Origin of the sequence: Rhizobium sp. L43 (assembly GCF_002531725.1) — a bacterium.
Taxonomy (GTDB): Bacteria; Pseudomonadota; Alphaproteobacteria; order Rhizobiales; family Rhizobiaceae; genus Rhizobium.
The window spans coordinates 437,700-458,870 of sequence record NZ_NWSQ01000005.1; the positions used below are offsets into that span (position 1 = coordinate 437,700).

Here is a 21,171-nt window from a genome sequence, read left to right on the forward strand (position 1 = left end):
GGCTTTATTCATGGCTCATTCGGGCAGACGAATTTTCATTTCGGCCATCACAGCGCTTCTTGCCATACCGGCATCGGCGGCCGAAATCCAGCATCGGACGGAATACCGGGTGACGCTCGCCGGCCTGCCGATCGCGCGCGCCGCGTTCCTGACCGAGATCGAGGACGATCACAGCTACAAGATCGCCGGCAGCATCAATTCGGCCGGTCTTGCCGATCTCATCACGACGATTTCAGCCAAGACCAGCGTCACCGGCGTCGTGCGAGACGACAAGCTGCAGGCGCAAAAATATTCGCTCTATTACAAGAGCGGCAAGAAGGCCCGCGTCTACGAGGTCAGCTACCGCAACGGCGACATCATCTCGGCGACGACGACACCGCCGCCAAAACGTCCGAAGAACTGGATCGATGTGACGCCGCGCGACATGCGCTCGGTGCTCGATCCGATCTCCGGCCTGGTCTTCACCGGCGACACCAAGGTCTGCTCGCAGACGCTGCCGATCTTCGACGGCGAGACACGCATGGATCTGGTGCTCTCGCCGAAGGGCGACGAGGATTTCTCGACCAACGGCTTCAAGGGCAAGGCTGTTGTCTGCGGCGTGCGCTTCGTGCCGCGCTCGGGTTACAAGAAGGGCCGCAAGGACATCGTCTATCTCAGCAAGAGCGACCGGATGGAAATCTGGTTTGCCAAGTCGGACGCCGCAAATGTATATGCTCCGGTCTATGTGCGCATTCCAACCGAATATGGAATGGTGACGATCACTGCCGTCAAATACGGCAGCAACAGCTGACGGAGCTTGTTGCCTCCGTGAAGGGGGACGGGTGAAGCTTCGCGCGACATTGATCGGTTTTACGGCCATATTGATGTGGTCGTTCCTGGCGCTGTTGACGGCCGCCTCCGGCAAGATGCCGCCGTTCCAGCTTTCGGCCATCTGCTTTGCGATCGGCAGCATTCCCGGCCTCGCCGTACTGATCGTCAACCCGTCACGGCTGGCGCTGCTGAAGCAGCCGGCCAAGGTCTGGCTGATCGGTATTGCAGGCCTGTTCGGCTATCATTTTCTCTATTTCACCGCGCTGCGGAACGCGCCGGCGGTGGAGGCGGGGCTGGTCGCCTATCTCTGGCCGCTGTTGATCGTCGTCGGTTCGGCGCTGCTGCCGGGCGAACGGCTGCGCTGGTATCATCTGGCGGGGGCGCTTGCCGGGCTTTGCGGCACCTTCCTGATCGTCGGCCGCAACGGCATCGATTTCGACGGCGCCTATGCGGTTGGTTACGGGGCCGCCTTTCTCAGCGCTTTCACCTGGTCCGGCTATTCGCTGCTGACGCGGCGTTTCGACGCCGTCTCCACGGATGTGGTCACCGGCTTCTGCCTTGCGACCTCCATCCTGTCGCTGTTCTGCCATCTCGGCCTGGAGACGACCGTCTGGCCGGCAACCGGCTTCGAATGGCTCGCCGTCGCCGGGCTCGGGCTCTTGCCCGTGGGGGCTGCCTTCTACGCCTGGGATCACGGCGTCAAGAACGGCGATATCCAGATCCTCGGCGCGGCCAGTTATGCCGCACCGCTGCTTTCGACGCTGATCCTGACGCTGTTCGGGTTTGCCGAGCCGAGCTGGCGCATCGCTTTCGCCTGCCTGCTCGTCACCGGCGGGGCGGTGTTGGCCGCCCAGGATATGTTCCGCCGCAAGGTCCAGCCGCCCGTGGCAGCCGAATGATCTCAGCCGCCGGGCTTCCAGCCGGGCGGCGCCATCTCGAAGCTTGAAAATTCGAAGCCGGGCGAGACGGTGCAGCCGACCAGGGTGAAGTCGCCGAGGCTTTCGGCCGATTGCCAGCAATTGGCGGCAACAATCGCCTGGGGCCGCTCGCCGGCGGCCAGGTTCGTGCCGAGCGTCAGGGTCTCGCTTGCCGTTCCGTCTTGCGAGCGATGCAGCGCGAGCGGCGCGCCGGCATAGTAGTGCCAGACTTCGGCGGCGTCGTGGACGCGGTGCCAGTGCGAGCGCTGTCCCTTGGTCAGCAGGTAGTAGATCGCCGTCGAGTGGCCGCGGTCTCCACCCGCTGCATCGCGGAATGTCTGCACATACCAGCCGCCTTCGGGATGCGGCTGCATGCCGAGGGCGCGGATGATGTCTTCGGGAGACATTTAGAAATTGTCCTTGCGCTTGCGGATCTCGGCAAAGACTTCTTCGTTGGTCTTGCCTTCCATCAGCAGATTGCGGCGGATCGCCGGATCGGCGGCGCGCAGGAACGGATTGGTTTCCTTTTCCAGCCCCAGCGTCGTCGGAATGGTGAATTTGCCGTCGGCGCGCAAGGCCTCGATCTCGGCGGCACGGCTCTTCAGCCGCTCATTGCCGGGATCGACGGTCAGGGCGAAGCGGGCGTTGGACAATGTGTATTCATGGCCGAAATAGACGGCGGTCTCATCGGGCAGCACGGCGAGCTTCTGCAGCGAATGCCACATGTCGGCGGCCGGGCGTTCGAACAGCCGGCCGCAGCCGAGCGCAAACAGCGTGTCGGCGGCAAAGAGCAGCTTATCGTCGACGAAGTGATAGCAGATATGGCCGGCGGTGTGGCCGGGTGTCTCGATGACGTTGACCGTGTGATCGCCGAACAGGAAGCTGTCGCCGTCGGCCATCGTCCGGTCGAGACCGGGAATGGCGATGGCCTCGTTGATCGGGCCGATGATCTCGCAGCCGAACTGCTCCTTCAGCGCCAGGTTGCCGGTGACATGGTCGGTGTGATGGTGGGTGGTGAAGATATGGGTGATCTTCCAGCCGCGGCGTGCCGCTGCCTTGAGGATCGGCGCCTCCTCCGGCGCGTCGATCGCCGCGGTAAAGCCTGTTTCCGGGTCGTGGACGAGAACGCCGAAATTGTCGGTGCGGCAGAGAAAAACGTCTAATTCCAACGGTTTCATCGTTCAATAATCCCTTGTCATGCGAGTCTTGCGGAAATGTAGAGGTTCCGGCCTTGAAGTCCAACCGCCCGCTGATAACATTTATCGCAATGCACGCCGATATCGTCGACCTACGCCAGTTCTATCACTCCGAGCTCGGGCGTCTTGCCGAGCAGTCGATCGCCATGGCGCTGTCCTCGCTCTGGGTGCGGCTGCCGCAGGAGCGTCTGGTCGGCCTCGGTTATGCCGTGCCCTTCCTCGACCGCTTCCAGGCCGATACCGAGCGCACCTTTGCTTTCATGCCGGCCGGGCAGGGGGCGGTGAACTGGCCGATGGGCTCGCTCTCGTCGACGACGCTTGTTTTCGACGAGGAATTGCCGCTGCCGGATTCCTCGATTGACCGGGTGCTGATGGTGCATTCGCTGGAATTCGCCGAAAGCCCGCGCGAGACGCTGAAGGAGCTCTGGCGGGTGCTGGCGCCGGGCGGACGGCTGGTTATCGTCGTGCCGAACCGGCGCGGCGTCTGGGCCCGCATGGAGCATACGCCTTTCGGCTCGGGCCGCCCCTATTCGCGCGGCCAGCTGACGCATCTGCTGCGCGAGACGAATTTCACCCCGGGCGCAACCGCCGAAGCGCTGTTCTTCCCGCCTTCGAAGCTCCGGACCATCCTGCGCCTGCGCCGCGCCTTCGAACGGATCGGCCGGACGCTGTGGCCGGCCTTCTCCGGCGTCATTATCGTCGAGGCGCAGAAGCGGCTCTATCAGGGGCTGCCGGTTGCGGCGCGCGCCTCGCGCCGCGTCTTCGTGCCGGTTCTTGCCCCACACGGTGTACCCACCACCCGCAACCGGTAAGGCCGTCCGGCTCTCGACAAGAACCGCATTCCGCTTTAATGCCACGGGGTAATTTCCGGCAAATTCCAAGGTCGATCCCATGAGCGTTGAGATGAGCAAGCCCGTTCCGCGTCCCGGTATTCTCGATATCGCATCTTATGTGCCGGGCAAGGAACATGCGCCGGGCGTTGCCCGCGTCTACAAGCTCTCGTCCAACGAAACGCCGCTCGGCGCCAGCCCGAAGGCGATCGAGGCTTTCAAGGCCGCCGGTGGCGATCTCGGGCGCTATCCCGACGGGCAGGCGATCGAACTGCGCGAGGCGATCGCTGCGGTGCACGGTCTCAATCCGGCAAACATTCTGTGCGGCAACGGTTCCGACGAACTGCTCGGTCTGCTTTGCCATGTCTATCTCGGCGCCGGCGACGAGGCCATCATCACCGAGCACGGCTTCCTCGTCTACAAGATCCAGATCATGGGCGCGGGTGCCACACCTGTCGTCGTCAGGGAAAAGGATTATACCGTCGATGTCGACGCGATCCTGGCCGCAGTGACCGAGAAGACCAAGCTCGTCTTCATCGCCAATCCCGGCAATCCCACCGGCACCTATGTTCCGGTCAGCGAGATCCGCCGCCTGCAGGCCGGACTGCCGAAGCATGTCGTTCTCGTGCTCGACGCGGCTTACGCTGAATATGTGCGCCGCAACGATTATGAAGCCGGCATCGAGGTCGTCTCCTCCAATGCCAACGTGGTGATGACCCGCACCTTCTCGAAGGCCTACGGCCTGGCGGCGCTGCGTGTCGGCTGGATGTATGCGCCCGTCGAGATCGTCGACGCGTTGAACCGCGTGCGCGCGCCCTTCAATTTGAACGCACCGGCAATTGCCGCCGGTGCTGCGGCCATCCGCGACCAGGCCTTCGTCCAGCAGGCCGTCTCCTTCAACCAGATGTGGGTGGAGACGCTCACCCAGGCGCTCGAAGCGATCGGCCTGAAGGTGACGCCGTCCGTCGCCAACTTCGTCCTCATCCATTTCCCCGAGATCGACGGCAAGCGCGCCGCGGATGCGGACGATTTGCTGACGAGCCGCGGCTACATCCTGCGCGCCGTACGCAGCTATGGCTTCGCCAATGCGCTGCGCATGAGCGTCGGCCCCGAAGAGGCCAACCGCGGCGTCATCGCCGCGCTCACCGAATTCATGGGACGCAACGCATGAACGTGCAGTTCGATCGTATCGCGCTGATCGGCATCGGCCTGATCGGCTCTTCGCTTGCCTACGACATCAGGCGGCTCGGTCTTGCAACAGAGATCGTCGTCGCGACGCGCAGCGCCGATACGCTGAAGCGTGCCGAGGAACTCGGTCTCGGCGACCGCTACACGACGTCTTCGGCCGATGCCGTCAAGGATGCCGACCTGGTGATCGTCTCGGTGCCGGTCGGCGCTTCGGAAAGTGTGGCGAAAGAAATATCTGGGAGCCTGAAACCCGGGGCTATCGTCACCGATGTCGGCTCCACCAAGGCCTCGGTCATCGCGCAGATGCTGCCGCATATGCCGGATAATGTGCATTTCATTCCCGGCCATCCGCTGGCCGGCACGGAAAAATCCGGCCCGGATGCCGGCTTTCCCGGCCTTTTCGAAGGCCGCTGGTGCATCTTCACGCCGGTCGCAGGCACCGACGAGGCGGCGATGAAGCGACTGCGCAGCTTCTGGGAAGCACTCGGCTCGAAGGTCGACGAGATGGATGCGGAGCATCACGACAAGGTGCTCGCGATCGTCTCGCACCTGCCGCATATCATCGCCTACAACATCGTCGGCACCGCCGACGATCTGGAGACGGTGACGGAGTCCGAGGTCATCAAATATTCGGCCTCCGGCTTTCGCGACTTCACCCGCCTTGCTGCCTCCGACCCGACCATGTGGCGCGACGTCTGCCTGCACAATCGCGATGCGATCCTCGAAATGCTGGCGCGTTTCTCGGAGGATCTGGCCTATCTGCAGCGTGCGATCCGCTGGGGCGAGGGCGATAAGATTTTCGAACTCTTCACCCGCACGCGCGCCATCCGCCGGTCGATCGTCCAGGCCGGCCAGGATGTCGATGCACCGGATTTCGGCCGCCCCCACGCGCTGGATAAGAAGTAGCGGCCCGCGATGGTGGCGGTGGCGAGCGCAAGTCAGGCGGATGTCGACTGGCTGGCTCGCGAGGATGCCAGCGCCGGCAAGGCGTGGGTATCGCGCTGTTTCTCACTTGGGAAGAGGCGATGCGCGATGAGGGCGCCCGTTTGCTGATGACGTCGAGCGAATGCGATGAAAGCCGGCCGCAGGACTGGCATCGCCGCAACGGATTTACCGAAACCGGTGCGATCGAGCTGCCAAGCGTGCAATCGGTGCCGGAGGTCTTTTTCATCAAGCCGATAGGCTGAGAGGCGAGATACGTCAGATCGGTGGAATCCGGCCGAGCGGGATGAAGCCGCTGACGGTGGCGTTGCCGTGATCGACGACGAGATCGACCGAGACCTTGTCGCTGCCGTTGGCCAGCGCCTTCAGGAGCTTCGTGGCCGTGTTGACGGTCGAGGCGATATCCGGGAAGGCCTGTTTCAGGCTGTGGCCCCAGGGGCCGAGCTGTTCGATCTCCAGCTTGAATTTTCCCGAGAGCAGACCCTGATCGTCAAAGGAGAAGGGGCCGGTCAGTGTCATCACCTTGCCGTCGCCGATGTCGGCGACGATGCGGCGCAGTTCGCCGCTGGCACCGTTGAGGCCGCTCGGATCGCTGCCGTCGATCAGGCCGGCCTTGCCGGCGATGGTCAGGTCGATGCTCGCGGACAGTTTCGGGAAGATCTGCGGCCAGTCCTTGATCGCCGTGTTGGCATCCTGCACCGAGATCGCGCCATCCAGATCGGCGCCGTTCTGACGCAGATGGATTTCGGTGCGAGCGGCATCGAAGCTCATGGTCTGGCCGGTATAGGAGGAGACGGCCGTCGCCTTCAGACCCTCGATGACGGTCGAGCTGCGGTCGATACCCCGCAGCCTGGTCGCTAGGCTCGCTTGCAGGTTCGTCCATTGAGCCGAGATCGAAAGGCCATTGGTGGTGCGGATCTCGGCCGGCGAATCGAGCTCCCAGACGATATTGCCGGGCGCGTAGACCTGGGCTGCCGAGCGCAGTGCGCCGAAGGTGGCGGAGACGCCGTTGATATTGTCGTCGATATCGATCTTGGAGCAAAATAGGCCGATGCGGAAGGGATAGCCGCGGAATTCGATATCGGAGCATTCGCCGCTGACGCCAGCCTCTCCGCGCGGCGCGATCGCTTTCAGCACCGTGGTCTTCAATGCCGATGCCGCATAGAACCAGCCGCCGGTATAAAGCGCGATCGCCAGGAGGACGCCGCCACCCAGCAACCAGAATTTCTTGCCGCTGCCGGATTGGCCGCTGCCGGATCGGCTTGACGCTGCCATGATGTTCTCCAATGGTGAATCGCAAATGTGATTCCGGTCTGGCGTGCGATATGGACGAATTTTGGGTGTTTGGCTACGGTTCGCTGATGTGGAATCCGGGCTTCGAGTTTTTGGAACGGGCGGATGCTCTGGTGCATGGTTACAGGCGTTCGCTCTGCGTCCGCTCCTTTGTCCATCGCGGCACGCGCGACAGTCCGGGTCTCGTCCTCGGCCTCGACAGAGGCGGCGCCTGCCGCGGCATGGCTTTCCGTATTTCATCGGAAAAATGGGACGAGGTGATCGATTATCTCCGCGCCCGCGAACTGGTCACCAATGTCTATCTGGAGCGCCGGGTGCGGCTGCAATTTGCCGGAGGCCGCAGGGTGGAGGCGGTGACCTACGTTGCCGATCGCGACCATGAACAATATGCCGGGACGCTCGACGCATTTGAGGCGGCGCGCGTGGTCAACGAGGCCACCGGCCAGTCCGGGCCGAACGATGCCTATGTCTTCAACACGCTGGCGCATCTGAGGCAGATGGGCATTCGCGATCAGTGGCTGGAGCAGGTCGTCAGTGAAGTGGAGCGGCTGCGCGCCGCCTGATCAGGCCGTCGCTGCCTTCACCTTACGGAGTTCCGCCAGCCGTTCGATCGCCGTCGGCGGCAGCGGCAGATGCGGATTGCGTTCGACGGTATCGATGAGGAGTTCGTCGCTTGCCCGCTCCGTCACCTCGATCAGGTGGGCGAAAAAGGCGTCCGGATCCATTCCCGGCATGATCGGCGGCAGGATCCTCACCTTGAAATGGCCGGGATAACGGCGGAAGCTCCGCCGCGGCCAGAAGAGGCCGGGATGCATGGCGATCGGCACGACCGGGATGTCGAGGTCGCGGTACATGCGGGCGATGCCGTATTTATAGAGCGGCTCCGCGCCCGGCGGACGGCGGGTGCCCTCGGGATAGATGATCAGCTGGCGGCCGGTCGAAAGCTCTTGCCTGGTGCGCTTCAGCACTTCCACCATCACCTTGCCGCGGGCGCCGCGATTGACCGGGATCACCCGCTGCTTCTTGGCATACCAGCCGAACAGCGGAATCCACATCAGCTCGCGCTTCAGGATGTAGACCGGGTCTTTCAGCCAGGGCAGTAGCGCATAGGTATCCCAGAAGGACTGGTGCTTCGGCGCCAGGATGTAGCTACCGTCAGGCAGGTTCTCCAGACCCTCGATCTCGAAGGTCGTACCGACGATCACCCGCATCAGCCAGTGGTTGGACCGCGCCCAGTTCTTCGGGATCGCATAAGCGGTCAGGCGCGGCGCCACGAAATAATAAGGCGAAAGCACGATCATCCGGATGATCAGGTTGGCGTAGAAGATCGTGTTGAAGAGAACGGAACGCAGGGCGATCATGAAACTTTCCCGAGGCATGCTCACGCGACCGGCCTACACGATATTGTCCGTCATAAAAAGCGTTTGATGACGCCTCGATGCAAAAGCCTGAAGCATTTCGTAATTTCTCCGAGTCACGGAAATGCTTTAGTCCTGGCCGGACGCACTGGCCGAGCGCAGCCCGGTGTGACGGCCGAAGCCGGTGATGTTGCGGGCGCCGGTCAGCAGCACTTTCACATATTCGGCCAGCATGACGCGCATCGCATTCGGATCGGTGAACCAGTTACGGCTCTTCAAATCCGAGTTGACCACGGGATAGGCGATGAACTCGATGTCGGGATCGACATAGGAGAGTTCGGCGAGGCTTCGCGGCATGTGGTAGTTGTTGGTGACGATCAGAACGCTGCGGTATCCCTTGGCGTGGATCCAGTTGGAAGCTTCTTCGGCATTGCCGATCGTGTCGATCGCATCGTAGCCGATATCGACACAGCAGGAGAAGAGATCGGCCGAACCCTGCGTCATCCTGCGGATCTGCGCCGGCGTCGTCGTCGGGTGGACTCCGGAAATGAGCAAGCGCTTGCCGGCACCCTTCTGCAGCAGTTCCACGGCCTGGTCGATGCGCTGGTAGCCTCCCGTCAGGACCACGATGGCATCCGCTTTCGGCTCGGCCGGCGGCTTCAGCGTCGTGACGGAATCGGCAAAACGCAGGAAGCCGCCGAACACCAGCGCCATTGCCAGCACGCAGGCAAAGCCGCCCCAACGCAGCAGGCGGCGGATCAGCCCGCGCCGCGGCGGCAAAGCCGCCGGGCCGGCAAGCTCCGGGTCCTGGTGAATCGGGTTGGGTGTCGTATCTCCCATGGTCATGAATCGTGACTATACGCTGATTGGGGCGCGGAACAGACGCTTTCATGGCAAAACGGCATGGTTACGATCAACTCGCAATGCCGTCGGTGCGTGTCGGGTCCGAGCGTAGTGTATCGATTTCGTAGATCGTCCGCATGACGGTCAGCCGTGCGGTGAAGGTGGTCAGGAGCGCGATGACGATCATCGTTGCGAAGATGCCGGCATAACCAAGCACACCGACGGAGAAGGTGCCGAAGAGCGCGGTTGCCTGGTCGGTTTCCGGGGTGGCGAGGGTGCGGCTCTGCCAGAAACCGGCGCTGGCGAAGAACAGCGCGGCAAGGGCGCTGCCGATCGCCGAGCCCTTGAGGCTGATCTTCAGGAAATGCTTCTGGAATTCGGTGGCGACGAAGGAGCTTTCGGCGCCGACGAAATGCAGCACTTCGACGACGTGACGGTTGCCCGACAGCGCGCCGCGCGTGGCGAAGACGACGGTGAGCACCATCGCCGTGAAAACCAGCAGCAGGATGCCGGTGCCGATCATGACAGTCGTATGCGCCATGGACACCAGCCGGTCGACCCAGGTGCGGTGATCGTCGAGGGTCGCCTGCGGGATGCTGTCCTTGAGCAGCGCCCGCATGGAATCGAAGTCCGGCGGATTGCTCTCGTCGATGGTGATGATGACGAGGCGGGGGACGGGCAGATCCTTGAGATCGAGACCGGGGCCGAGCCAGGGTTCGAGCAGGCGGGCGGTCGCCGCCTCGTCGACGATCTGGCCGCTCTTGGTGCCGACGAAGGTCAGCGCCAGGTCGCGCGCCTGGGTCAGCGCCTTTTCCATGTCGAGATTGTCGTCCGGCTTGATCTGGATGGTAATCTCGCGGGAGATCTGGCTCTCCCAGCTTGCCGCCGTCGAGCGCACCATGCTGACGCCGCCGAGCGTCAGGCAGGCGAGAAAGGCCATGATCGATATCACCACCATCAACGCACTGCCCTGGATGTTGGACGGCGGCAGGATCGGCGCGGTCGGGCGCACGCGCATTTCCGGCCGCTTCTGCTCCGCCTTGCCAGGCGCGGTGTCTCGGTTTCTGGATGGAGGCTCAGTCATAGATATCGAGATGCCCCCCCGAGAGGATCATGCGGCGGGCTTCCACCTGTTCCATCAGCGCCAGGTCATGGGTGGCGATCACAACGGCGGTGCCGAGGCGGTTCAGCTCGAGGAAAAGATTGAGCAGGCGCTTGGCCATCGGCGGGTCGACATTGCCGGTGGGTTCGTCGGCAAGCAGCACTTCCGGCCGGTCCATCAGCGCCCGGGCGATCGCGGCGCGCTGTTTCTCGCCGCCGGAGAGCACGGGCGGCAGCACGTTGATGCGTTCGCCGAGGCCGACCCATTTCAACAGTTCCAGGACATCGGTCTTGTAGGAGCTCTCATCCTTGCCGCGTACGCGTAAGGGCAAAGCGACATTCTCATAGGTGGTGAGATGGTCGAGGAGACGGAAATCCTGGAAGACGATGCCGACGCGGCGGCGCAGCAGCGGCAGCTCCGGGCGGGGGATTTCGGAAATGTCGCGGCCGAACATGCGGATCAGGCCGCGTGTCGGCTGCAGCGACATGAAGAGCAGCCGCAGCAGCGACGTCTTGCCGGCGCCCGATGGGCCCGTCAGGAATTGAAAGGACTTCTTCGGAATGTCGAAGGTCAGGTCCCGGAGAATCTCCGGGCCCATGCCATAGCGCAAACCGACATTCTCGAAGTGGATCAACGGGCAGCTCAGTCTGTTCTTGGTTTCACCGCGTGACTTGTTAACCAACAGGGTTAACAGCCGGTAAATTTTGCTGGAAAGGCGCCTGTTTGATGGCGGTCTTTGCGAAGCATTAACCATTAAAATTTACGACTGAGGAGGATTCGTTTCAATGCCAGATTTCTCCTGGCATCGAAACCATGTGGACATCTGCGAGGCAGCCGCCATGGAAGCATCCTCCTTCAGCCGCCGGACGCCGGGCCAGGTCTATGATTTCCTGCCGCCGGAACCTGCTGCCCGCCCGTACCGCGCGGCGCGTCCTGCCGATATTTCCGACGCCGAATTCGTGACTCTCGGCAAAGTGCGGCCTCGGGAATTCAATGCCAGGACCCATAACGACAACCGCAAGCGCATGGCCGCGGCACAGGCTGCACAGCCGCCTCTCATGCCGGCGATGGCCGCTTCCGTTCTGCAGACATTGGAATCCTGGCTGCAGCGCGCGTCGATGCGCAGTTTCGCCGCGCTGGTGCTGGCGCTCATCGTCCTCGTCTTCGGGCTTGCGGGCGGTTTTTCCAGCCTTTCCGGCGAGCGAGCCACTTCCGGCGCGCCGCTGCATTTCACCCATGTCACGGTGACGCCGCGTGATGCGAACGGGATGCGGGTGCTGGTCATCAACGGCATCATTGAAAACGACAGCGGCACGACGCAGACGGTGCAGCCGATCCGTGCCGATCTGGTGACCGATGAGCGACTGACCGCAAGCATCGTCATCAATCCGCCATCCGATGTCATCTACAGCGGCCAAAGCCGGGGCTTCTCGGCTCGCGTCCAGCATGCCGGCGGAAAAATGCCGGAGATCCGGCTTTCGTTCCTGCCGTAGAAAATCCGGGATCTGTCATGGCCGACTTTCCGGCCACAGGTCGCGCCAATCCCGTTAAATTTCAGTGGCGAGGCTGTTTCAAGGCCGCATATGTGCTAACGGCTTACCCTTCTTTTCATGGAGCAAGCCCTTATGCCTGTCGTGCGCGGAAAAAATATCGAGCCGCTCTTCACCGCCGAGCAGATCGCCGAGCGCAATCATTCGATGGCGCGGGAGATCGCCAATGGCCCGACCAAGGACCTGCTCGTCATTGCCGTGCTCAAGGGTTCGTTCATCTTCGCCGCCGACCTGATCCGTGCCCTGCATGATAGCGGGCTTGCCCCGGAGGTCGAGTTCATCACTCTGTCGAGTTACGGCATCGGCACGGTCTCGCAGGGCGTGCGTATCGTCAAGGACATCGACAGCGACGTCCATGGCCGCGACGTCCTGCTGATCGACGATATCCTCGAATCCGGCCGGACGCTGCTCTTTGCCAAGGAATTGCTGTTCGAGCGCGGGGCGCGCAACGTCAGCATCGCCGTGCTGCTCGACAAGCGCGTCAAGCGCAAGGAAAAGCTGGAGGCCGATTATGTCGGCTTCGAATGCCCGGACTATTTTGTCGTCGGTTACGGCATGGATGTCGCCTATGCCTTTCGCGAACTGCCTTTCGTCGGCGTGGTGACCGGGGACGCCTGAGCGGCTGCATCATCCCTGAGGTCGGACTCTCGGGGATAAATGATTCAGCAATTCAAGGCGTTGCGGCATTCCCCGAGCGTCTGAAAGACGCGCAGCGTTATCTTGCCGTTCGAGACGGGTTGTTAACCATCTCGTCCATCGCTTCCTCATCTTTACCGATCGAAAAGGAAATCCTGATGATTTCCGTCGCGGGGCTGACACGGAGCGATGCACATATGGCAAGAATTCTGATCACGGAAGACGAGGACTCCCTGCGGTCTTTCGTAGCCCGAGCCCTGCGGCTTGATGGCCACGAGACCGATGAGGCGGCTGACGGGGCCGAGGGCCTGGAGAAGCTCAAGGACGGGGTCTACGATCTGCTGCTTTCAGATATCCGCATGCCTGTCATGGACGGCATCGAACTGGCTCATCAGGCGAAAGACGCTTTTCCCAGCCTGAAAATCCTGCTGATGACCGGCTATGCCGAACAGCGCGAACGGGCCGACGACCTTGCCGAAAAGATCATCGACGTCGTCGCCAAACCATTCGCGCTTCCCGATATCCGCAAGGCGGTCGCCCGGGCGCTCGTCGCTTAAAGTGATGGTAAAAACTGTGAGCGGTTTTCGGGCGCTATCCCGCTCACTTCCTTCGATTCGGATTTGAGGCCGATCCGGCCGAAATCCTTGCTCCAGCGCGGTGGCCGTAAGGCCTACTGGATGTCCAGCAATCGTTCGAGATACCGCCGTTCCATTTCCTGCGGCGGATTGTTGCCGAGCTTCTCGCGGATCGCGTCGAGGATCTCTCGGGCGCGCTGAACGTCGATCTCGTCGGGGACCTTGACGCTGTTGTCGCCGAATTCAGGTCCCGGGGGGCGCGGCCGACCGAGCGGGTCGCGGCCATTCTGGTCGCCACCCTGACTCATCTGGCCGTTCGGACCCTGGCCTTGCTGGCCCTGCTGCGCCTGCATCATCTGGTTCATCATGTCGCGGGCACCCTGGCGAAGTGCTTCGAGCGCGCGGCCCTGGCCCTCGAGGGCCGGCTGGCCGCGGCCCTGGCCGAGTTCGCGGCCGGCGCCTTCCATCTCGCGTTGCGCCTGACCGAAGCCCGGACCGGGCTTCATGCCCATCTCGCCGAGCTTCTTCTGCAATTCGCCGAGTTGCCTGCCGAGCGCATCCTGCTGGGCGCGCAGCTGTTTCAGCGCCTCGCGCAGCTGCTCGGCGGTCATCTGGTCGGAAGGCTGCTGGCCGTCTTTGCCTTGCTGGCCCTGCTGCTGATCCTGCGGTTCGCCGTTCTCGCCGGGGTTCATCTCGTCGAGCAGCGGATCGTTCTCGCCCATTTCAGGCTCGCCGCGCTGCATGCGGTCCCTGAGCTGCTGATCGAGGCGGAAGGTCTGATCCATCAGCTTCTGCTGATCGCGCAGGATCTCGCCGAGCTTGTCGATCTGCTTGCGGGCCTCGCTGTTTTCCTGGCTTTGCTGGCCGCGCTGCGGCCTGCCGGCCTGCAGGTTGTTCATCATGCGCTGCAATTCCGACAGCATCTGCTGGGCTGCGTCACGATTGCCGGAGCGGGCGAGATTCTCGATCTGGTCCATCATCCGTTCCAGATCCTGCTGGCGCAGAATGTTCTGCGCGTTCTGGTTCGGCTGCATCGGCGCGTTCTGCATACGCTGGGCGAGCTCGGTCATATAGTCCTGCATCGCCTTGCGCAGTTCGTCCATCAGCTTCTTGATCTCCTCGTCCGGAGCGTTGCGGTTCAACGCGTCGGCAAGGTTCTGCTGGGCTTCGCGCAGCTTGCGCTCGGCAAGCGAAAGATCGCCGTCCTCCATGCCGAGCGCGATCTCCCAGAGATACTGGGCCGTATCCTTGAGCGCCTCCTCACCCCTGGCGAGCTTCATGCGCGTCAAGGCGGATTGCAGCAGCAGGTAGTTGGTCAGCTTGGGGATAGTCTCCTCGGGACGGATGGTCAGCGCCTCGTTCAGCGCGATCGCCTGCGGCATCTTGCGGGTGTCGAGCGCGAAAACCTGCCGTTCCTCGGCGACGGCCGCGGCAAGCGGCTCGTTGAACGGTCGCGACGGCAGCACCATCTCATGCGGCGGGCTGCGGCCGGTCTGGCCGGCAGCATCCTTGGCGACGAGCGTGACACGCACCCGCTTGCCGGCAAGCGGGTGTTCGGTCAGGTTGCGGCTGGTGACGCCCTTGGCGTCGCGGGCGTTGCGGCGGGGAATGTCCAGTCGGTATTCCGGCAGCGGATAGAGCGGCGTTGCCGTCGGATCGTTTTCCAGGGGAACGATCTCCGCATGCGCCTCCTGGACGCCGTAATCGTCCTTGACGGTGAAGCCGATTTCAAGCGCGCCGTTGACGCTGCGCTTCGGCAGGCCGTCGAAGGCGATCTCAGGCGCCTTGTCGGGAAGGATGTTGAAACTCCAGCGGCGGCCGTTGACTTCGAGCGCGCCGCTCTCCTCGAGCTTCATCATATGCGTCTGCGCGACGAGAGCCGGACTGGCTGCGGCTGTATTCGGCTGTTCGCTGCCCGACGCCGCCGGCTGCTGCGGCTTGGTATCCGCCTGCACAGCAATATCCTGCGCTTCGCCGTTTGCCTTGCGGAACACCACCTTTTCGGCTGTCGTCCCGCCGCTGACCCGTACGGTGAGGCTTGAAAACTGCGGAATACCGATCGGCGCCTGCTCGCTGCCGTCAGCGGTCAGATAGATGGGGGCGCGGCCGGTATAAGAAGGCGGCGTCACCCAGGCGTCGATGCGCACCGCCGGATTGCTGACCACCTGCTCGGGTGCCGCCTGCAATGCATCGGCGATCGAGCCGCCATTGATCGACAGCGAATAAGCGAAGGCGGTGACCAGCAGCAGCGCCGGCACGGCGCGCAGGGCGAAACGGTCATGCGCGGCGATATCAGGCCGCGGCAGGCCGGCATCGAGGGCGGCGATCTTTTCCGCCATACGGGTCTGGTGCTCGCGCCAGAGCGCCCGGGCAAAGGGCGTATCGAAGGCCGGCTCGTCTTCCTGGACGGTGACCGGCTGGTGCGGCAGGCCGTTGCGTTCTTCCAGCATGCGGTCGGCTTCAGCGATCCTCGGCCAGCGCAGGCTGCGGAAGGGGAGGAGCGAGACCAGAAAAGCCGCGGCGAAGGCGATCAGCAGCAGGATGCGCAGCCAGTCCGGCACGCTGCGGAAGACGCCGAACCAGGAGGCGGAGAGGTAAAAGGCGATGACGGAGAGCACCGGCAGCAAAGGCGGCAACAATTGCTCGAAAAACAGCACAAAGCGCGCCAGCAGGCGTTTTGTCGTCACCAGCCGGGCCAGCGACGGACGGAGCGCAAATGCACCTTTCTTCTGCCTTGAGAGGCTTGTCATCGGTCCGGTCTCCGCGATCTGGCGTTCTGGAACAGAGGGCGCTTCCGGCGATTGCTGGGCAATACGCTCATGAACGAAAGGATAACACTCTTTGTGGCGAAGGCGAGGGCGAGCGGCCGGCAATACTGGCTTTTCACGGTTATTCGCCAAAAAGTGATGGCTTGTTCAGTCCAGCCAGGCCGGAACGGAGTCGAGGCTAATCAGCTCGGCATAGGTTCTGCGCGGGCGAATCGCATGGAAATCGCTGCCCTTGACCAGCACTTCGGGCACCAGCAGGCGGCTGTTATAGGTGCCGGCCTGGACCGCGCCGTAGGCGCCGGCCGTGCTGACGGCCATCAGGTCGCCGGGCTTCGGCATCGCCATCTCGCGGTCGAGCGCCAGATAATCGCCGGTCTCGCAGACGGGACCGACGACGTCGGCGCGGATGCGTGGGGCGTTCGCGGCCGAAATCGTCACCGGTCGGATCTCGTGATAGGCCTCGTAGAGGGTGGGGCGGATGAGATCATTCATCGCGCCGTCGACGATGACGAAGGTCTTTTCGCCGCCATCCTTCACATAAAGGACTTCCGTCACCAGGATACCGGCATTGCCGACGATCAGCCGGCCGGGCTCGGTGATGATCTTGCAGTTGAGGCCGCGCAGCTGGTTCTTGACGATTGCCGCATAGGCATCCGGCAGCGGCGGCGGATTGTTGTCGTCCTTATAGGGGATGCCGAGACCGCCGCCGATATCGACGTGATCGATGGTGTGGCCGTCGGCGCGCAGCGTCGCGACAAGATCGTGCAGCAGCCTGAAGGCGTCGTCGAAGGGCTGCAATTCGGTGATCTGGCTGCCGATATGCATGTCGATGCCGGTGACCTCGATGCCCGGCAACTTGGCGGCGTGGGCGTAGATGGCGCGGGCGCGCTCCCAGGAGATGCCGAACTTGTTTTCCTTCTTGCCGGTCGAGATCTTGGAATGCGTCTTCGCATCGACGTCAGGGTTGATGCGGAAGGAGACCGGCGCTTTCTTGCCCGCGCTGACGGCGCGCTGGTTGAGGATTTCGAGCTCAGGCTCGGATTCGACGTTGAAGCAGTAAATGCCGGCTTCAAGAGCGAAATCCATCTCGGACGGCGTCTTGCCGACACCTGAGAACATGATGCGGTTTGCCGGAATGTCGGCGGCAAGCGCGCGGCGCAGCTCGCCTTCCGACACGACGTCGATGCCGGCGCCGAGGCGGCCCAGCGTCTTCAGCACCGCCTGGTTCGAATTCGCCTTCATCGCATAACAGACCATGGAATCCATGTCGGCGAAGGCTTCGGAAAAGACGCGGTAATGGCGCTCCAGCGTCGCGGTGGAATAGACATAAAAGGGCGTGCCGACCGCCTTGGCGATCTCGGGAACGGGAACGTTCTCGGCGTGAAGGATGCCGTCGCGGTATTCGAAATGGTTCACGGGCTTAAGCCTTAAAGAAGGGGGTCGAGAAGGAAGGGCTTATCAACGGTTCCCGGCTGTTTCGTCGGCTTGGAAACGTCACCTTCCTTGGTTGCCGCAGCGCTCGGCGGATCGAGGTCGCCCTTGCGCCCGCATCCGGCAACGGCAAGGCCGATGACGGCGAGAACGGCCGTCAGGCGGACGAGGTGCGGCAAGCTCTTCTGCATGGATATCCTCTTCTGCGGCATGTGCTGGCATCATTCAGCTCGAATGATGGACATCTTCATATCGAAGTTTATCCGCCTTGTGCACCCTGATTGTTGGACGGTCTTTCCGCGTCCTGAAGGAAGGGCGCGGCGGCTTTTCGCCCCGCCCCGTACGCATCAGTTGCGGGCGCGCCAGAAGGCGATCTGCTTGCGCACTTCAGACGGCGCCGTGCCGCCGAAGCTCTTGCGGCTGGCAACCGAGGCCTCGACGGTCAGCACGTCGTAGACCTTGTCGGTGATATCAGGATGGATCGCCTGCAGCTCGGCGAGCGGCAGCTCGGCAAGGTCGCAGCCCTTGCTTTCGGCAAGCGCCACGGCGCGGCCGGTCACGTGATGGGCATCACGGAAGGGCAGGCCCGCTTCGCGCACCAGCCAGTCGGCAAGGTCGGTCGCAGTCGAATAGCCGGAACCGGCCGCCGCCTTCATGCGCGCGGTGTTGACGGTCATGTCGCGCACCATGCCGGTCATGGCGGCGATTGCCAGTTCCAGGCTCTCGGCCGCGTCGAAGACCTGTTCCTTGTCTTCCTGCATGTCCTTGGAATAGGCGAGCGGCAGCCCCTTCATGATTGTCAGCAGCGCCACCAGCGAGCCGTTGATGCGGCCGGTCTTGGCGCGCACCAGTTCGGCGGCATCCGGGTTCTTCTTCTGCGGCATGATCGAGGAGCCTGTGGAGAAGGCGTCGGAGAGACGGACGAAACCGAATTGCGGGGTCGACCAGATGACGATCTCTTCCGCCAGCCGCGACAGGTGCATGCCCGTTATCGCTGCGATCGACAGGAATTCGATGGCGAAGTCGCGGTCGGAGACCGTGTCGATGGAATTGCGGGTCGGCTCGCGGAAACCCAGCGCCTTGGCGGTCATGTGGCGGTCGATCGGATAACCGGTGCCGGCAAGGGCGGCAGCGCCGATCGGGCTTTCATCCAGATGCTCGATGGCGTGGCGCACGCGCGAGCGGTCGCGGCCGAACATTTCGACATAGGCCATGCAATGATGGCCGAAGGTGACGGGCTGGGCGGTCTGCAGATGGGTGAAGCCCGGCATGACGCTTTCGGCATGTTCCTCGGCGCGGTCGAGGAAGGCGGCGATCAGGCCGGTGAGCATCCTTTCGGTCTTCTCGAGCTCTTCCTTCACCCAGAGGCGGAAGTCGAGCGCCACCTGATCGTTGCGCGAGCGGGCAGTGTGCAGCCGGCCGGCCGCCGATCCGATCAGCGTCGCAAGGCGCGCTTCGATATTCATGTGGATGTCTTCGAGCCGGCGCGAGAATTCGAAATTGCCGCTTTCGATTTCTGACAGGATCGTGTTTAGCCCGTGAACGATCTTGTCCTTATCGTCTGATGAAATGATCGCCTGATGGGCAAGCATGGTCGCGTGGGCAATCGAACCGCGGATGTCCTGGGCGAATAGCTTCTTGTCGAAACCGATCGAGGCATTTATCTCCTCCATGATCGCGTCCGGGCCGGAGGCGAAGCGCCCACCCCACATCTGGTTGGAGGATTTGGTGTCCGTGTTGTTCTCGGCCATGGAAGATGCCCGTCCTGGAGAATGAAATGACGACGAAAAAACCCTTCGGCCTGCCGTCCGGAAAATTGATCGCAATCGCCGCCGTCGCAGGTGTCGTTGCAGGTGCGGCAGCGGTATACGTGAAGGAGACGGGGATTGGCAATGGGATGGGCAGCAGCGCTTCGGCCGAATGCTCGCTGGCGAAGGAGCGTGCCGCCAATCTGACACCGCTGATGAAGGGGCAGGTGGCCGCCATGGTTGCCGCCACCGAGCCGCGCAAGCTGACGGCGGTTTCCTTCAACGGGCCGGACGGCAAGCCGCTGACGCTCGACCATTTCGCCGGCAAGACCGTGCTTCTCAATCTTTGGGCCACCTGGTGCGTGCCCTGCCGCGAGGAAATGCCGGCGCTGAACGCACTCGAAAAGGCGATGGGCAGTGACAGGTTCCAAGTCGTGCCGGTCAATATCGACACCGGCGACGACGAGAAGCCGAAGACCTTCCTGACTGAAACCGGCGTCGATGCGCTGCAGCTTTACCGCGACAATACGATCGGCGTCTTCAACAGCCTGAAGAAGGAAGGTCTTGCCTTCGGCCTGCCGGTGACGCTGTTGCTCGACGATAAGGGCTGCCTGATCTCCGCCATGAACGGCCCGGCCGCCTGGGATAGCGAAGATGCCAAGGCGCTGATCAAGGGTGCGATCGGGTCGTAACGACGTCGATCAGGAGTCCCCATCTCCTCTCATGAGGAAGACGCCGGCAATTCCGATCAGGACGCAGCATTGCAGCAGGAACATGGGTGTTTCGGTCGACATGGCGTTTCCTCCCGTTCCCGGCAAGGAAAGCATTTCGCGGGCGCTGGGTCTATTCGCCCGTTCTGATGATGTCTACTTACCGCGTCGGGACCGGCACGTCGCCGCGATAATCGTAGAAACCGCGGCCGGATTTGCGTCCGAGCCAGCCGGCTTCGACATATTTCACCAGCAGCGGGCAGGGGCGATATTTCGAGTCCGCCAGACCGTCGTGCAGAACCTGCATGATCGACAGGCAGGTGTCGAGGCCGATGAAATCGGCAAGCTGCAGCGGCCCCATCGGATGGTTGGCGCCGAGCTTCATCGCCGTGTCGATGGCATCGACCGTGCCGACGCCTTCATAGAGCGTGTAGATTGCCTCGTTGATCATCGGCAGCAGGATGCGGTTGACGATGAAGGCCGGGAAATCCTCGGCGACAGTGATGGTCTTTTCCAGCGTGCCGACGAATTCCTTGGCAGCGGAAAAAGTCTTCTCATCGGTGGCAATGCCGCGCACCAGTTCGACCAGCTTCATGACCGGCACCGGGTTCATGAAATGTATGCCCATGAAGCGTTCGGGGCGGTCGGTGGCGGCAGCAAGCCGGGTGATGGAAAGGGAAGAGGTGTTGGTGGCAAGCAGCGCTTCCGGCTTCAGGACCGGACAAACCTGCGTATAGATCTTGCGCTTGACCGTTTCATCCTCGGTGGCGGCCTCGATGACGAGATCGGAGGGGGCGAGATCGTTGACATCGGACGAGCCCGAGATCAGCGACAAGGTCGTCTTGCGTTCCTCTTCGGTCATCTTGCCGTTCGTCACCAGGCGGGCGAGGTTGCCGTTGATGGTGGCAAGGCCGGATTCGATGCGGTCCTGCGAGAGATCGTAGATGTGAACCCTGTAACCTGCGGCGGCCGAAACATGTGCGATGCCGCAGCCCATCTGGCCGGCACCGATAATCCCAATATTCTTCAACACCGCATTCATCTCCAAACCCCCACACGGCATTCGCCCCCGCGCTGCCGCATTTTTTTGCAATACTGCCGGACGAATGATCGCCCGGCAGCAGTAGTAGACCGATAAAAGATAATTTTCCAGTCATTCGCAAGTGCGAAAGAAAAGCATTTGGCGCGCCTAGAGCACCTTTTGCAATTCCGGCAGGGCTTCGAACAGATCGGCGACCAGTCCGTAGTCGGCAACCTGGAAGATCGGCGCCTCC

General features: G+C 62.6%; 22 protein-coding genes and 1 pseudogene. 11 read left to right on the top strand and 12 right to left on the bottom strand.

Annotated features, from left to right (window positions below; translation table 11 throughout):
• Positions 1-10: 10 nt before the first annotated feature.
• The gene (locus tag CO667_RS09200; protein WP_097618064.1) at positions 11-790 is read left to right on the top strand and encodes a DUF3108 domain-containing protein; all 780 of its coding nucleotides are present in this window, start codon (positions 11-13) and stop codon (positions 788-790) included.
• A 31-nt stretch (positions 791-821) separates the two neighbouring features.
• Positions 822-1,709 (top strand): EamA family transporter, encoded by an 888-nt coding sequence (locus CO667_RS09205; protein WP_097618065.1) that lies wholly within the window; start codon positions 822-824, stop codon positions 1,707-1,709.
• A gap of 2 nt (positions 1,710-1,711) precedes the next feature.
• Here the strand turns inward: CO667_RS09205 and CO667_RS09210 are convergent, their stop codons facing one another.
• Both CO667_RS09210 and gloB read right to left on the bottom strand, forming a co-directional pair.
• The gene (locus CO667_RS09210) at positions 1,712-2,134 is read right to left on the bottom strand and encodes a cupin domain-containing protein (protein WP_097618066.1); all 423 of its coding nucleotides are present in this window, start codon (positions 2,132-2,134) and stop codon (positions 1,712-1,714) included.
• On the bottom strand, positions 2,135-2,905 hold the full coding sequence (gene gloB / locus CO667_RS09215; protein ID WP_097618067.1) for a hydroxyacylglutathione hydrolase: 771 nt from the start codon (positions 2,903-2,905) through the stop codon (positions 2,135-2,137).
• 53 nt (positions 2,906-2,958) lie between these two features.
• Between gloB and CO667_RS09220 the strand changes: the two genes are divergently transcribed.
• The 4 genes and pseudogenes from CO667_RS09220 to CO667_RS09235 all read left to right on the top strand — a co-directional run bounded on the left by CO667_RS09220 (position 2,959) and on the right by CO667_RS09235 (position 6,128).
• A complete protein-coding gene (locus CO667_RS09220) occupies positions 2,959-3,735 on the top strand; it encodes a class I SAM-dependent methyltransferase (RefSeq protein WP_003582647.1) in 777 nt (258 codons plus the stop codon).
• A gap of 91 nt (positions 3,736-3,826) precedes the next feature.
• On the top strand, positions 3,827-4,924 hold the full coding sequence (gene hisC, locus CO667_RS09225; RefSeq protein ID WP_179874101.1) for a histidinol-phosphate transaminase: 1,098 nt from the start codon (positions 3,827-3,829) through the stop codon (positions 4,922-4,924).
• Positions 4,921-5,847, top strand: a complete 927-nt coding sequence (locus CO667_RS09230) for a prephenate/arogenate dehydrogenase family protein (RefSeq protein ID WP_097618069.1) — start codon at positions 4,921-4,923, stop codon at positions 5,845-5,847. Before hisC ends, CO667_RS09230 begins: the two co-directional genes overlap by 4 nt.
• 9 nt (positions 5,848-5,856) lie before the next feature.
• Positions 5,857-6,128: pseudogene (locus CO667_RS09235) on the top strand (hypothetical protein).
• Between the two features lie 13 nt (positions 6,129-6,141).
• Here the strand turns inward: CO667_RS09235 and CO667_RS09240 are convergent.
• Positions 6,142-7,158, bottom strand: coding sequence for a DUF2125 domain-containing protein (locus CO667_RS09240; protein WP_097618070.1), 1,017 nt, complete (start codon positions 7,156-7,158; stop codon positions 6,142-6,144).
• Positions 7,159-7,208: 50 nt separating this feature from the next.
• Between CO667_RS09240 and CO667_RS09245 the strand changes: the two genes are divergently transcribed.
• On the top strand, positions 7,209-7,739 hold the full coding sequence (locus tag CO667_RS09245) for a gamma-glutamylcyclotransferase (protein ID WP_097618071.1): 531 nt from the start codon (positions 7,209-7,211) through the stop codon (positions 7,737-7,739).
• Here the strand turns inward: CO667_RS09245 and CO667_RS09250 are convergent, their stop codons facing one another.
• The 4 genes from CO667_RS09250 to ftsE form a co-directional block, all read right to left on the bottom strand.
• Positions 7,740-8,537 carry a 1-acyl-sn-glycerol-3-phosphate acyltransferase gene (locus CO667_RS09250; protein WP_097618072.1) on the bottom strand — a complete coding sequence of 266 codons (798 nt, stop codon included), beginning with the start codon at positions 8,535-8,537 and terminating at the stop codon, positions 7,740-7,742.
• Between the two features lie 126 nt (positions 8,538-8,663).
• Positions 8,664-9,380: a YdcF family protein gene (locus tag CO667_RS09255; RefSeq protein WP_097618073.1), complete on the bottom strand. Its 717-nt coding sequence runs from the start codon at positions 9,378-9,380 to the stop codon at positions 8,664-8,666.
• Between the two features lie 67 nt (positions 9,381-9,447).
• Positions 9,448-10,461 (bottom strand): ABC transporter permease, encoded by a 1,014-nt coding sequence (locus CO667_RS09260; protein ID WP_097618074.1) that lies wholly within the window; start codon positions 10,459-10,461, stop codon positions 9,448-9,450.
• Positions 10,454-11,113: a cell division ATP-binding protein FtsE gene (gene ftsE, locus CO667_RS09265; RefSeq protein ID WP_003567051.1), complete on the bottom strand. Its 660-nt coding sequence runs from the start codon at positions 11,111-11,113 to the stop codon at positions 10,454-10,456. The genes CO667_RS09260 and ftsE overlap by 8 nt, the downstream gene beginning before the upstream one ends.
• A 205-nt stretch (positions 11,114-11,318) precedes the next feature.
• Here ftsE and CO667_RS09270 point away from each other — a divergent pair, with 205 nt between their 5' ends.
• The 3 genes from CO667_RS09270 (at position 11,319) to CO667_RS09280 (ending at position 13,222) form a co-directional block, all read left to right on the top strand.
• Entirely contained in the window at positions 11,319-11,972 is a 654-nt protein-coding gene (locus CO667_RS09270) for a hypothetical protein (RefSeq protein WP_097618113.1), read from the top strand.
• Between the two features lie 132 nt (positions 11,973-12,104).
• Positions 12,105-12,647 (top strand): hypoxanthine phosphoribosyltransferase, encoded by a 543-nt coding sequence (hpt, locus tag CO667_RS09275; protein WP_097618075.1) that lies wholly within the window; start codon positions 12,105-12,107, stop codon positions 12,645-12,647.
• Between the two features lie 215 nt (positions 12,648-12,862).
• Positions 12,863-13,222, top strand: coding sequence for a response regulator (locus CO667_RS09280; protein WP_018495840.1), 360 nt, complete (start codon positions 12,863-12,865; stop codon positions 13,220-13,222).
• A 113-nt stretch (positions 13,223-13,335) separates the two neighbouring features.
• On the opposite strand, the gene CO667_RS09285 is transcribed toward CO667_RS09280, so the two are convergent.
• The 4 genes from CO667_RS09285 to argH all read right to left on the bottom strand — a co-directional run bounded on the left by CO667_RS09285 (position 13,336) and on the right by argH (position 19,190).
• Positions 13,336-15,990 carry a TIGR02302 family protein gene (locus CO667_RS09285; RefSeq protein WP_097618076.1) on the bottom strand — a complete coding sequence of 885 codons (2,655 nt, stop codon included), beginning with the start codon at positions 15,988-15,990 and terminating at the stop codon, positions 13,336-13,338.
• Positions 15,991-16,155: 165 nt separating this feature from the next.
• Positions 16,156-17,424, bottom strand: coding sequence for a diaminopimelate decarboxylase (gene lysA, locus CO667_RS09290; protein WP_097618077.1), 1,269 nt, complete (start codon positions 17,422-17,424; stop codon positions 16,156-16,158).
• Positions 17,425-17,435: 11 nt separating this feature from the next.
• On the bottom strand, positions 17,436-17,630 hold the full coding sequence (locus tag CO667_RS09295; RefSeq protein WP_003543301.1) for a lipoprotein: 195 nt from the start codon (positions 17,628-17,630) through the stop codon (positions 17,436-17,438).
• A 156-nt stretch (positions 17,631-17,786) separates the two neighbouring features.
• Positions 17,787-19,190 carry an argininosuccinate lyase gene (argH, locus tag CO667_RS09300; RefSeq protein ID WP_097618078.1) on the bottom strand — a complete coding sequence of 468 codons (1,404 nt, stop codon included), beginning with the start codon at positions 19,188-19,190 and terminating at the stop codon, positions 17,787-17,789.
• A gap of 26 nt (positions 19,191-19,216) precedes the next feature.
• Here argH and CO667_RS09305 point away from each other — a divergent pair, with 26 nt between their 5' ends.
• Positions 19,217-19,879: a TlpA disulfide reductase family protein gene (locus CO667_RS09305; RefSeq protein ID WP_097618079.1), complete on the top strand. Its 663-nt coding sequence runs from the start codon at positions 19,217-19,219 to the stop codon at positions 19,877-19,879.
• Between the two features lie 178 nt (positions 19,880-20,057).
• Here CO667_RS09305 and CO667_RS09310 read toward each other — a convergent pair whose 3' ends face one another.
• Positions 20,058-20,939, bottom strand: a complete 882-nt coding sequence (locus CO667_RS09310; RefSeq protein ID WP_097618080.1) for a 3-hydroxybutyryl-CoA dehydrogenase — start codon at positions 20,937-20,939, stop codon at positions 20,058-20,060.
• Positions 20,940-21,171: the final 232 nt, after the last annotated feature.

Coding starts and splice junctions, on each gene's coding strand:
- CO667_RS09230 (WP_097618069.1), top strand. CDS start 4,921: ATGAACGTGCAGTTCGATCGTATCGCGCTGATCGGCATCGGCCTGATC.
- CO667_RS09310 (WP_097618080.1), bottom strand. CDS start 20,939: ATGAATGCGGTGTTGAAGAATATTGGGATTATCGGTGCCGGCCAGATG.
- CO667_RS09270 (WP_097618113.1), top strand. CDS start 11,319: ATGGAAGCATCCTCCTTCAGCCGCCGGACGCCGGGCCAGGTCTATGAT.
- CO667_RS09210 (WP_097618066.1), bottom strand. CDS start 2,134: ATGTCTCCCGAAGACATCATCCGCGCCCTCGGCATGCAGCCGCATCCC.
- CO667_RS09245 (WP_097618071.1), top strand. CDS start 7,209: ATGGACGAATTTTGGGTGTTTGGCTACGGTTCGCTGATGTGGAATCCG.
- hisC (WP_179874101.1), top strand. CDS start 3,827: ATGAGCAAGCCCGTTCCGCGTCCCGGTATTCTCGATATCGCATCTTAT.
- CO667_RS09250 (WP_097618072.1), bottom strand. CDS start 8,537: ATGATCGCCCTGCGTTCCGTTCTCTTCAACACGATCTTCTACGCCAAC.
- gloB (WP_097618067.1), bottom strand. CDS start 2,905: ATGAAACCGTTGGAATTAGACGTTTTTCTCTGCCGCACCGACAATTTC.
- hpt (WP_097618075.1), top strand. CDS start 12,105: ATGCCTGTCGTGCGCGGAAAAAATATCGAGCCGCTCTTCACCGCCGAG.
- CO667_RS09240 (WP_097618070.1), bottom strand. CDS start 7,158: ATGGCAGCGTCAAGCCGATCCGGCAGCGGCCAATCCGGCAGCGGCAAG.
- CO667_RS09200 (WP_097618064.1), top strand. CDS start 11: ATGGCTCATTCGGGCAGACGAATTTTCATTTCGGCCATCACAGCGCTT.
- CO667_RS09280 (WP_018495840.1), top strand. CDS start 12,863: ATGGCAAGAATTCTGATCACGGAAGACGAGGACTCCCTGCGGTCTTTC.
- CO667_RS09260 (WP_097618074.1), bottom strand. CDS start 10,461: ATGACTGAGCCTCCATCCAGAAACCGAGACACCGCGCCTGGCAAGGCG.
- CO667_RS09295 (WP_003543301.1), bottom strand. CDS start 17,630: ATGCAGAAGAGCTTGCCGCACCTCGTCCGCCTGACGGCCGTTCTCGCC.
- CO667_RS09285 (WP_097618076.1), bottom strand. CDS start 15,990: ATGACAAGCCTCTCAAGGCAGAAGAAAGGTGCATTTGCGCTCCGTCCG.
- CO667_RS09255 (WP_097618073.1), bottom strand. CDS start 9,380: ATGACCATGGGAGATACGACACCCAACCCGATTCACCAGGACCCGGAG.
- argH (WP_097618078.1), bottom strand. CDS start 19,190: ATGGCCGAGAACAACACGGACACCAAATCCTCCAACCAGATGTGGGGT.
- CO667_RS09305 (WP_097618079.1), top strand. CDS start 19,217: ATGACGACGAAAAAACCCTTCGGCCTGCCGTCCGGAAAATTGATCGCA.